Below are 10,891 nucleotides of genomic sequence, written 5' to 3' on the forward strand. Positions count from 1 at the left end.
GCTGGGTACACACCCTCGGCACTGCGAACGCGGTCCGCAGTTGGATGTCCATCCCCACGCTCCTCGGGCTGGGCACCGGACTGGCCGGGGTCCTGCTGGGCCTCGGCGACCACACGACGGCGGTGCTGAGCCTGACCCGGCCGATCGCGGCCGTCGCTGCGGCGTTCATCACACTGCGGATGCTCGTCGCCACGCTCGTCGGCCGCATCCACGCGGTCGGCGCGCTGGGGCTGTCCCTCGGCGCGGTCGTCCTCCTCTTTCCCGTGGTGCAGCCCTGGTATCTGCTGTGGGCGGTCCTGCCGCTCGCCGCCTGGGCCACGGCACCCGCGTTCCGCGTCCCCGCCATCGTCTTCTCGTCCATCGTCAGCGTCATCCTGATGCCGAACGGCGGCGAGTACCAGCCGTTCGTCATCGTGCAGGCCGCCATCGCCACCATCTTCACAGCCGGAACGCTGATCGTGATCACCCGCAACCGGCTGCCGTGGCGGGTCGGTTCGGAGCAGCAGCCGACCGTGCCGGACACCCAGGATCCGCCCCGGGAYGACGCCGACGCGGAAAGCCGGGGCACCGGCCGGGTCACACCAGGCCAGGGCTTACGCTGATTCCCCGTGACCTCGCGAACGCCCGGATCGGCGCAACCTGCTGTACGCCTGGAAGGCGTGGTGAAGACCTTCGACGGTGTGAGGGCCGTCGACGGACTCGATCTCACCGTCGAACCTGCACAGGTGGTCGCGTTGCTCGGTCCCAACGGCGCGGGTAAGACGACCACAGTCGAAATGTGTGAGGGCTTCGTCCGCCCGGACAGCGGCACCGTCCGCGTCCTCGGACTCGACCCCGTCGCGGATGCCGGCGCCGTCCGGGCCCGGATCGGTGTGATGCTCCAGGGCGGCGGCGCCTACCCCGGTTCCCGCGCCGGAGAAATGCTCGACCTCGTCGCCGCCTACTCGGCCGACCCCCTCGACCCCGACTGGTTGCTGCGCAGCCTCGGACTCGAGGATTCCCGTCGCACCCCCTACCGCAGGCTGTCGGGCGGGCAGCAGCAGCGCCTGTCCCTGGCCTGCGCGCTGGTCGGCAGGCCGGAATTGGTCTTCCTCGACGAACCCACCGCCGGACTYGACGCCCAGGCCCGCCTGCTCGTGTGGGAACTGATCGACGCCCTGCGCCGCGACGGCGTCAGTGTGCTGCTGACGACGCACCTGATGGACGAGGCCGAGGAGCTCGCGGACCGGCTCGTCATCATCGACCACGGGTCGATCGTCGCGGCGGGCACGCCCGCCGAGGTCACCAGCCGCGGCGCCGAGGGCCAGTTGCGGCTCAGCGCGCCCGCCGGTCTGGACACCGAGCCCCTCGCGAGAGCCCTCCCCGACGGTTTCCGGGTGGCCGAGTCCGGACCGGGCACCTACCTCGTCGAAGGGCCGATCGATCCGAAGGTGGTGGCGTCGGTCGCGTCGTGGTGCGCCGATCTGGATGCCCTGATCAGCGATATCCGCGTCGACCAGCGCAGCCTCGAGGACGTCTTCCTCGAACTCACCGGCCGGGAACTGAGGGGATGACGATGAGCACCAGCGACCGTCTGACGGAGAATCGTTTCGCCCCGGGCACGTTCGCGCCCGACCCCCGCCCGAGTGGCGCGGCGGTCATGTTGCGGGCCCAGACCGCGCTCGAACTCAAACTGCTCCTGCGCAACGGCGAACAGCTGCTGCTGACCATGTTCATCCCGATCACACTGCTGATCGGCCTGTGTCTGCTGCCCATCGGCGACCTCGGAACGTCGCGGGTCGACAAGGTGGTCCCCGCCGTCATGATGGTGGCGGTGATGTCCACCGCGTTCACCGGCCAGGCCATCGCGGTCGGCTTCGACCGCCGGTACGGGGCGCTCAAGCGGCTCGGCGCCACCCCCCTGCCGACGTGGGGAATCATCGCCGGGAAGAGCGCCGCCGTGGTCATCGTCGTCGCCCTGCAGTCGGTGCTCCTCGGTTCGATCGGGCTGGCGCTCGGCTGGCGTCCGAGTGCGTGGGGACTGGTTCTCGGCGCCGTGATCATCGCCCTGGGCACCGTGACGTTCGCGGCGATGGGACTGCTGCTCGGCGGAACCCTCCGCGCCGACATCGTCCTCGCGCTGGCCAACATCCTGTGGTTCGTCATGGTCGGCGTCGGCAGCGTGGTGTTCGCCACCGGCGAGCTGCCCTGGCTCCTCCACACCGGGGCCCGGCTGATCCCGTCCGGTGCGCTCGCGCACGCGCTCGACGCCGCACTGTCGGGGTCGGTGGATCTGCTCAGCGTCGTGGTCCTCGTCGTCTGGGGTGCGGCCGCGGGAGCCCTGGCGGCCCGGACGTTCCGATTCACGTGATCCGCCGACCCGCAGCCCGGCGCGTCCGCAGCGTCGGCACCGTTCTGGCAGTCCTGCTCGCCGTCCTCGGCTGCGGCACGCTGCCCGCGGGCGCCGCACCGCAGTGGGGTCCGCCCGCCGCGCCGAATCCGTTCCTCGGACCCGCCGGCACGTCCACGATGCACGGCGACGCGGGGTCCACCGACGTGACTCCGCTGCCCGGTCCCGGGACCGGCCCGTTCACCCTGTCCGCGTACCCGCTGGTGTCGGCGTGCCCGACCCTCCTGCAGGGTTCCGACCGGCTCGTCGTCGCCTTGTGCACGGCCGTGGCCGGCCAGGTCCCGACCGTTCACCTCATCGATCCCGCCGCCCCCGCGGCCCCGTTCGGCAGCTCGCTCGCCACGTTCGCGCTGGCGAAGGGAAGCCTCCTGGGCGGCGTGTACGCGTTCCTCGACAACGACAACCGGCTGGTCGTGGTGGACGGCAACCGTCAGCTACTGCGCCTCGGACATTCGCAGGATCCCGACGGCCGCTGGCGGATCACCGTCGACTCGCGCGTCGACCTGTCCGGCAGTGTTCCGCCGGGTGACAACGTGACCGGACTGACACCGGACTGGCAGGGCAACGTCTGGTTCGCCACGGGTGGCGGTGTCGTCGGAGCCGTGGATCGCGCCGGCGTCGCGCATGCTCTGCCGTTGGCCGCGGGCGAACAGGTCCAGAACAGCATCTCCACCTCGCCCGCCGGCACCGCGGTCGCGACGACGCATGCCCTGTACCAGTTCACGCTCCGCGACGGGGCGGTGCGGGTGGACTGGCGGCGCGACTACGACCGCGGCCCGGACCGTAAGCCGGGGCAACTCAGCCACGGCACCGGATCCACCCCCACCTACTTCGGGCCGTCGACCGGCAGCGATTTCGTCGCGATCGTCGACAACGCCGACCCGCAGGTGAGTCTTCGGGTCTTCCGCGCCGATTCCGGTGACGAGATCTGCTCCCTTCCGGTGCTCGGCAGCCCGGGCGGCAGCGAGAACTCGCCGATCGGTATAGCCAATTCGGTGTATGTCGCGGGGACGTACGGCTACCCGTATCCCGCGGTTCCGGACGGCGCGGGCCCGGCGGTGCCGACGAACGCCCCGTTCACCGGCGGCATGACCCGTGTCGACATCGACCCGATCGGCTGCCACCAGGTGTGGAGCAACGACGTCCGCAGCGCGGCGGTACCCCATCTCTCGACCGGTGACGGGTTGCTGTACACCGTGATTCGTCACGGGTTCGACGTCACCACGCCCCTGGACGGCTTCTCGTTCGCGGTGATCGATCCGGCGGACGGTTCGGTCGAGCACACCAGCCCACTCCCCGGCACCGCGGTCAACGACACTCTGCAGATGTCCGGACTCGTCACCGACACCGGCGACTTCTGGCAGGGCACGGTCACCGGCATCCTGCGGATTCGCGGCGAGTAGCACGGAGTCGAGCGCGCCGCCACCGGCCCAACGACACGCTGTAGTTGACGGCCCTCTACCATCGACGTCGTGCTGTATCGCGGGTTTCTGAGCCTGGTAGACCGTCTCCCCCTTCCGTCGCTGACCGTGCAGCGTGTCATCGCGTTCGCGGTGATCCTCACGCAGGGCGGTATCGCCGTCACCGGGGCCGTCGTGCGGGTGACCGCGTCCGGCCTCGGGTGCCCCACCTGGCCGCAGTGCTTCCCCGGCAGTTTCGTGCCGGTCGGGCACGGCGAGGTCGCCGTCGTCCATCAGGCGGTCGAGTTCGGCAACCGGTTGCTCACGTTCGTCGTCGTCGTGGCCGCGGCTCTGATCGTTCTCGCGGTCACCCGCGCCCGCCGTCGTCGAGAGGTCCTCGTCTACGCGTGGATGATGCCTCTCGGCACCGTCGTGCAGGCCGTCATCGGCGGTGTCACGGTGCTCACCGGACTGCTGTGGTGGACGGTGGCGGTACACCTGCTCGCGTCGATGGCGATGGTGTGGCTGGCGACCGTGATGTACGCGAAGATCTGCGAACCCGACGACGCACCGGCGATCGACGTGATCCCCGCCCCGCTGCGGTGGCTCACCGCGCTGTCGGGTGTCGCGCTGGCCGGGGTGCTCGCCGCCGGCACGCTGGTCACGGGCGCCGGACCGCACGCGGGAGACAAGAGTCTCGACCGCGTGGTTCCGCGCCTCGAGGTGGAGATCGTCACGCTCGTGCACCTGCATGCCCAGTTGCTGGTGGGCTACCTGGCGTTGCTGGTCGGCCTGTGCTTCGGCCTGTACGCCGTGGGCGCCACCCGCGCGGTGACGATCCGCGTGCAGGTTCTGCTCGCACTGGTGGTGGCGCAGGCGCTGGTCGGACTCGTCCAGTTCTTCACGGACGTTCCCGCGGCCCTGGTGGCAGTCCATGTCGCGGGGGCCGGGCTGTGCACCGCGGCCACCGCGGCGGTATGGGCTGCGGGACGCACCCGCGAGTACGTCACGCAGCCGGACACCGCGAGCGTCTAGCGCTCGTTGCGCGCCTTCGGGAACCGCGTCTGCCGCGCGACCCAGCCGGCCATCTTCTGGAAGTGACCCTTGCGGGGCGTGACGATGCTGGTGATCGCGCGATCCCACTCCGAGACGGTGACGTCGTCGAAGGATGCGACGACGGCGTTCGCGGTGGCGAGATCCTTGACCACCTGGTCACCGAGGATGCCGTCGGCTCCGACGAGCGTGATGCGGACGCCGGCGAGTCCGATCGGCTGGATGACGGCACTGGCGGAACCGCCGTGCTCGGCCACGAACTTCTTGATCGCGTCGACCGTGTGGGACGGCAGCGAGGGCGCCGGGCTCGCGGGCGCCTGATCCGCGTGGGTGTCGGTACTCATGACCCCGAGAATACTGGGCGGTAGCGGCGTCGTGTCCGCCAGGCTCCGATCGGCGACACTCGCCGTGTAGAACTGAATCCATGCGCGCTATACAGGTTTCCCGTCTCGGTGGTCCCGACGTCCTCGAACCGGCGGAGGTTCCCGAACCCCGGATCGGAGCGACGGATCTTCTGGTTCGCACCGAGGCGATCGGCATCAACTTCATCGACACCTACTTCCGGACGGGGCTGTACCCGCGGCCGTTGCCCTACATTCCCGGAGACGAGGGCTCCGGAGTCGTGGAGGCCGTCGGCGGCGACGTGACCGGTATCGCTCCCGGTGACCGGGTGGCGTGGTGCTCCGCCCCCGGCAGTTACGCAGAGAAGGTGGTCGTCCCCGCGGCGGCCGCGATCACCGTCCCCGACTCCGTGCCCGCCCCGCAGGCCGCTTCCGCTCTGCTGCAGGGAATGACCGCCCACTACCTGGCGCACTCGACCTACCCGATCCAGTCCGGCGACACCGTCCTCGTCCACGCCGGTGCGGGCGGAGTCGGTCTGCTGCTGACCCAGATGGCGACCACGCTGGGCGCGCGGGTGATCACCACCGTGTCCTCCGACGCCAAGGAACAATTGTCCCGTGACGCCGGCGCACACGAGGTGCTGCGATACGACGACGACGTCGCCGCCCGGGTGCGTGAACTGACCGACGGCGAAGGCGTCGCAGCCGCCTACGACGGTGTCGGCGCGTCCACGTTCGAGGCCAGTCTCGCGTCGGTGCGGATCCGCGGGACGGTCGCGTTGTTCGGTGCGGCCAGTGGCCCGGTGCCGCCGTTCGATCCGCAACGGCTGAACCCGGCCGGTTCGGTGTTCCTCACCCGGCCGACACTCGCGCACCACATCCGCAACCGTGAGGAACTGACGTGGCGGGCGGGAGACGTGTTCTCCGCCCTGGCCGACGGTTCGCTGACGGTCCGGGTGGGCGCGGAGTACCCGCTCGAGCGGGCCGAGGACGCGCACCGCGACCTCGAGGCGCGTGCGACGACGGGATCGATCGTGCTGGTGCCCTGACGCGGAGCGTCAACTCAGGCCCTGACGCGGAGCGTCAACTCAGGCCCTGATGCGGAGCGTCAACTGAGGACCTGGCGGAAGGTCAGCTCAGCAGGCTGCCGACGGTCTGCAGTCCGAGCACGGAGTCGACGGCGAGACCGACGAAGACGATGGCCAGATAGTTGTTGGACTGCAGGAACAGGCGGAGCGGTTTCACGGCCGCTCCGCCGCGGACGCTGCGGTACAGCTGGTGGGCCATCAGCAGGAACCAGGCGCCCGCGACGAGGGTCACGGCGGCATAGACGACGCCCGCGGCGGGGACGAGCGCGAGGGACGTGATCACCATCGCCCAGCTGTACAGCAGGATCTGCTTGGTGACGTGCTCCTCGGTGGCGATCACCGGCAGCATCGGGACACCGGCCGCCTCGTAGTCCTCCTTGTACCGCATGGCGAGGGCCCACGTGTGCGGCGGCGTCCAGAAGAAGATGACCAGGAACAGCACGATGGGCTGCCAGCTCAGCGACCCGGTGACCGCCGACCAGCCGACCATGACGGGCATGCAGCCCGCGGCGCCGCCCCAGACCACGTTCTGCCAGGTCCGGCGTTTGAGCACCATCGTATACACGAGCACGTAGAACGCGATGGTCAGGACGACCAGGCAGCCGGCGAGCAGGTTGGCCCGCCACCACAGCCACAGGAACGACGCGACACCGAGAGTCATGCCGAACACGAACGCGTGGGACGTCGGCACCGCGTCGCGGGCCAGCGGTCGGCGGGCGGTGCGTTTCATGACCTTGTCGATGTCGGCGTCGACGACGCAGTTGAGCGAGTTCGCGCTCGCCGCGCCCATCCATCCGCCGAACAGCGTGCTGAGGATCAGCGCGATGTCGACGTTGCCGCGGTCCGCCAGCAGCATCGCGGGGATGGTGGCGACCAGCAGCAGCTCGATCACCCGCGGCTTGGTCAATGCGATGTAGGCCAAGACCTTGCCCGTGACGCGACCCAGCACCGTACCGGTGTCGGTCGCGCGGGGGGCGGGGCTGGGGCTGCCGAAGCCGTGTCCGCTCGGCTGATGCCCTGTCCGCACGTTCTCTCCTCGCACCACGCGTAATTCCACATCCGAATGCCGGCGACTGCTCCCGAAGTCCTTCGCGACGGCCGGCCGTCTACTACAAACGATGGTAGACCGCCGCAATGCGCGAACCGAATCGACCCGGATACGACCGCACACTAGGCTGGAGTCGCACAAGAGGCCCACGCATCCTCAGGCTCCACGTTCACCCATGTCAGGAGACTTCTGCCCGTGTCGATCACAGACGACATCCACGTCCTCACGCAACCGGTTCACCCCGCCGACTGGACCGACCTGGACACCAAGGCCGTCGACACCATCCGGGTGCTCGCCGCGGACGCGGTGCAGAAGGTCGGGAACGGCCACCCCGGCACGGCCATGAGCCTGGCCCCCCTCGCCTACACCCTCTTCCAGCGCGTCATGCGCCACGATCCCACCGACGCCGACTGGATCGGCCGCGACCGGTTCGTGCTGTCCTGCGGGCACTCCAGCCTCACCCTCTACATCCAGCTGTACCTCGCCGGCTACGGTCTCGAACTCGACGACCTGGAGGCGCTGCGCACCTGGGGCTCGAAGACCCCCGGCCACCCCGAACACGGCCACACCCGCGGTGTCGAGATCACCACCGGACCGCTCGGTCAGGGCCTCGCCTCCGCGGTGGGCATGGCGATGGCCGCCCGCCGTGAGCGCGGCCTCTTCGACCCCGAGCCCGCCCTCGGCGACAGCCCGTTCGACCACCACATCTACGTCATCGCCTCCGACGGCGACATCGAGGAAGGCGTCACCTCCGAGGCCTCCTCCATCGCCGGAGTGCAGCAGCTCGGCAACCTCACGCTGATCTACGACGACAACAAGATCTCCATCGAGGACGACACCGCCATCGCGCTGTCGGAGGACACCGCCGCCCGCTACGAGGCGTACGGCTGGCACGTGCAGATCGTCGAGGGTGGCGAGAACGTCGTCGCCATCGAAGAGGCCCTGAACAAGGCCCGCGAGGTCACCGACAAGCCGTCGCTGATCCTGCTCCGCACGATCATCGGCTTCCCCGCCCCGACCAAGATGAACACGGGAGCGGCGCACGGTGCCGCCCTCGGTGCCGACGAGGTCGCGGCCGTGAAGAAGGCTCTCGGCTTCGATCCGGACAAGACGTTCGAGGTCGCCGAGGAGGTCATCGCCCACACCCGCAAGGTCGTCGAGCGCGGCGCGCAGGCACACAAGGAGTGGCAGGCCCAGTACGACGAGTGGACGCAGCGCGCCCCCGAGGGCAAGGAGCTCCTCGACCGTCTGATCGGCCGCGACCTTCCCGCCGGCTGGGCCGACGTGCTCCCCACCTGGGAGCCGGATCCCAAGGGCGTCGCGACCCGCAAGGCGTCCGCCGCCGTTCTCAACGCCGTCGGACCGGTGCTCCCCGAACTGTGGGGCGGCTCCGCCGACCTCGCCGAGAGCAACAACACCACCATCAAGGGCGCCGACTCCTTCGGTCCCGAGGCCATTTCCACCCGGATGTGGACGGCCCAGCCCTACGGCCGCACCCTGCACTTCGGGGTCCGCGAACACGCCATGGGCTCGATCCTCAACGGCATCGCGCTGCACGGACCGACCCGCCCGTACGGGGGCACCTTCCTCGTCTTCAGCGACTACATGCGTCCCGCCGTGCGGCTCGCCGCGATCATGAAGACCCCGGTCACCTACGTGTGGACGCACGACTCCATCGGACTCGGTGAGGACGGGCCCACCCACCAGCCGATCGAGCACCTCGCCGCGCTGCGCGCGATCCCCGGCCTGTACGTCGTGCGGCCCGGCGACGCCAACGAGACCGCCCACGCCTGGCGCGCCGTCCTCGAGAAGGGCGCCGACGAAGCCACCCGCGCTCCCGCCGGCCTCGCCCTGACCCGCCAGGACCTGCCCGTCCTCGAGGGCACCAGCTACGAGGGTGTCTCCCGCGGCGGCTACGTCCTGGCCGACGCCTCCACCGGGGCACCGGAGGTCGTGCTGATCGGCACCGGGTCCGAGCTGCAGCTCGCCGTCGCCGCCCGCGAGACCCTCGAGGCCGACGGCATCCCCACCCGGGTGGTGTCCATGCCCTGCGTCGAATGGTTCGACGCCCAGGACCAGGCCTACCGCGACGGTGTCCTCCCCCCGACGGTCAAGGCTCGGGTCTCCGTCGAAGCCGGCATCTCCATGCCCTGGTACCGCTTCGTCGGCGACGCAGGCGAAATCGTCTCCATCGAGCACTTCGGCGCGTCCGCCGACTACAAGACCCTGTTCCGCGAGTTCGGTTTCACCGCCGAAGCCGTCACCGCCGCCGCACAGCGCTCGCTCGCACGCGTGAAGGGATAGACCGCTATGACTCAGAACCCCAACCTCCAGAAGCTCTCCGAAGCAGGCGTGTCGGTGTGGCTCGACGACCTCTCCCGTGACCGCATCGAGTCCGGCAACCTCGCCGAGCTCGTCGCGACCAAGTCCGTCGTCGGTGTCACCACCAACCCGTCGATCTTCCAGGCCGCACTGAGCAAGGGCCACGTCTACGACGCACAGGTCCGGGAGCTCGCCGAGCGCGGTGCCGACGTCGAGGCCACCATCCGCACGGTGACCACCGACGACGTCCGCGCCGCCTGCGACGTCCTCGCCCCGCAGTTCGAGGCGAGCCACGGCGTCGACGGCCGGGTGTCCATCGAGGTCGACCCGCGCCTCGCGCACGACGCCGACAAGACGGTCGCGCAGGCCGTCGAACTGTGGAAGATCGTCGACCGCCCCAACCTGTTCATCAAGATCCCGGCCACCGAGGCCGGTATCCCGGCCATCGCCAAGGTTCTCGGCGAGGGCATCAGCGTCAACGTCACGCTGATCTTCTCCGTGGAACGCTACGAACTCGTCATGGGCGCCTACCTGGACGGCCTCGAGGCCGCGAAGGCGGCCGGTCACGACCTGTCCCGCATCCACTCGGTGGCCTCGTTCTTCGTCTCCCGCGTCGACACGGAGATCGACAAGCGGCTCGACAAGATCGGCACCCCCGAGGCTCTCGCGCTGCGCGGCAAGGCGGCACTCGCCAACGCCCGCCTCGCGTACGCCGCGTACCAGCAGATCTTCGAGGTGCAGCCGCGGTTCCAGGGTCTGCTGCCTGACGGTGCCCGCCCGCAGCGCCCGCTGTGGGCGTCGACCGGAGTCAAGAACCCCGATTACCCCGATACCCTGTACGTCTCCGAACTGGTGGCTCCGAACACCGTGAACACGATGCCCGAGAAGACTCTCGACGCGTTCGCCGATCACGGTGAGGTCGCCGGCGACACCGTCTCCGGCACCGCGGTCGAGTCGCAGGAGGTGTTCGACAAGCTCAGCGCCGTCGGCATCGATCTCACCGACGTGTTCAAGGTCCTCGAGGACGAGGGCGTCGACAAGTTCGAGGTGTCCTGGACCGAGCTCCTGGAGGCCACCGCGGAGCAGTTGCGCGCAGCAGGGCAGAAGAGCTGATACGTGAGCGAGCCCGCAGCGTCAGACGATTGGGTCAATCCACTCCGCGACGGTAGGGACAAGCGCCTACCACGCATCGCCGGGCCGTGTGCGCTGGTGATCTTCGGTGTCACCGGCGACCTGGCCCGGCGCAAGTT

At 69.7% G+C, this 10,891-nt stretch carries 10 protein-coding genes; 8 read left to right on the forward strand and 2 right to left on the reverse strand.

Annotated elements, in window-relative coordinates:
* The 5 genes from mptB to AC1D1G_RS34135 form a co-directional block, all read left to right on the forward strand.
* Window positions 1-602 (forward strand): polyprenol phosphomannose-dependent alpha 1,6 mannosyltransferase MptB (gene mptB, locus AC1D1G_RS34115; RefSeq protein WP_477955552.1); only part of this gene is annotated, 602 nt, incomplete at its 5' end.
* A gap of 6 nt (window positions 603-608) precedes the next feature.
* Complete coding sequence (locus AC1D1G_RS34120) at window positions 609-1,553, forward strand: ABC transporter ATP-binding protein (RefSeq protein WP_037203409.1); 945 nt, start codon at window positions 609-611, stop codon at window positions 1,551-1,553.
* Complete coding sequence (locus AC1D1G_RS34125) at window positions 1,550-2,350, forward strand: ABC transporter permease (RefSeq protein WP_105418530.1); 801 nt, start codon at window positions 1,550-1,552, stop codon at window positions 2,348-2,350. Before AC1D1G_RS34120 ends, AC1D1G_RS34125 begins: the two co-directional genes overlap by 4 nt.
* A complete protein-coding gene (locus AC1D1G_RS34130; protein WP_477955554.1) occupies window positions 2,347-3,792 on the forward strand; it encodes a hypothetical protein in 1,446 nt (481 codons plus the stop codon). Before AC1D1G_RS34125 ends, AC1D1G_RS34130 begins: the two co-directional genes overlap by 4 nt.
* A 69-nt stretch (window positions 3,793-3,861) precedes the next feature.
* The gene (locus tag AC1D1G_RS34135) at window positions 3,862-4,824 is read left to right on the forward strand and encodes a COX15/CtaA family protein (protein ID WP_280782154.1); all 963 of its coding nucleotides are present in this window, start codon (window positions 3,862-3,864) and stop codon (window positions 4,822-4,824) included.
* On the opposite strand, the gene AC1D1G_RS34140 is transcribed toward AC1D1G_RS34135, so the two are convergent.
* Window positions 4,821-5,186, reverse strand: coding sequence for a hypothetical protein (locus AC1D1G_RS34140; RefSeq protein WP_005565772.1), 366 nt, complete (start codon window positions 5,184-5,186; stop codon window positions 4,821-4,823). The two genes, AC1D1G_RS34135 and AC1D1G_RS34140, sit on opposite strands and share 4 nt — an antisense overlap.
* 80 nt (window positions 5,187-5,266) lie before the next feature.
* Here AC1D1G_RS34140 and AC1D1G_RS34145 point away from each other — a divergent pair, with 80 nt between their 5' ends.
* Window positions 5,267-6,232 carry a quinone oxidoreductase family protein gene (locus tag AC1D1G_RS34145; RefSeq protein WP_283332357.1) on the forward strand — a complete coding sequence of 322 codons (966 nt, stop codon included), beginning with the start codon at window positions 5,267-5,269 and terminating at the stop codon, window positions 6,230-6,232.
* 82 nt (window positions 6,233-6,314) lie between these two features.
* Here the strand turns inward: AC1D1G_RS34145 and AC1D1G_RS34150 are convergent, their stop codons facing one another.
* A complete protein-coding gene (locus tag AC1D1G_RS34150; RefSeq protein ID WP_477955555.1) occupies window positions 6,315-7,298 on the reverse strand; it encodes a heme o synthase in 984 nt (327 codons plus the stop codon).
* A 216-nt stretch (window positions 7,299-7,514) separates the two neighbouring features.
* Here AC1D1G_RS34150 and tkt point away from each other — a divergent pair, with 216 nt between their 5' ends.
* Together tkt and tal are read left to right on the forward strand one after the other, a co-directional pair.
* Entirely contained in the window at window positions 7,515-9,623 is a 2,109-nt protein-coding gene (tkt, locus tag AC1D1G_RS34155; RefSeq protein WP_477955557.1) for a transketolase, read from the forward strand.
* 6 nt (window positions 9,624-9,629) lie between these two features.
* Entirely contained in the window at window positions 9,630-10,754 is a 1,125-nt protein-coding gene (tal, locus tag AC1D1G_RS34160) for a transaldolase (protein WP_477955558.1), read from the forward strand.
* The last annotated feature ends 137 nt before the right edge of the window (window positions 10,755-10,891 follow it).

Source organism: Rhodococcus sp. P3_B8 (assembly GCF_056402775.1).

Bases quoted from the DNA above. Each gene is read 5' to 3' on its own strand.
- tal (WP_477955558.1), top strand. From the start codon at position 9,630: ATGACTCAGAACCCCAACCTCCAGAAGCTCTCCGAAGCAGGCGTGTCG.
- AC1D1G_RS34145 (WP_283332357.1), top strand. From the start codon at position 5,267: ATGCGCGCTATACAGGTTTCCCGTCTCGGTGGTCCCGACGTCCTCGAA.
- AC1D1G_RS34125 (WP_105418530.1), top strand. From the start codon at position 1,550: ATGACGATGAGCACCAGCGACCGTCTGACGGAGAATCGTTTCGCCCCG.
- AC1D1G_RS34140 (WP_005565772.1), bottom strand. From the start codon at position 5,186: ATGAGTACCGACACCCACGCGGATCAGGCGCCCGCGAGCCCGGCGCCC.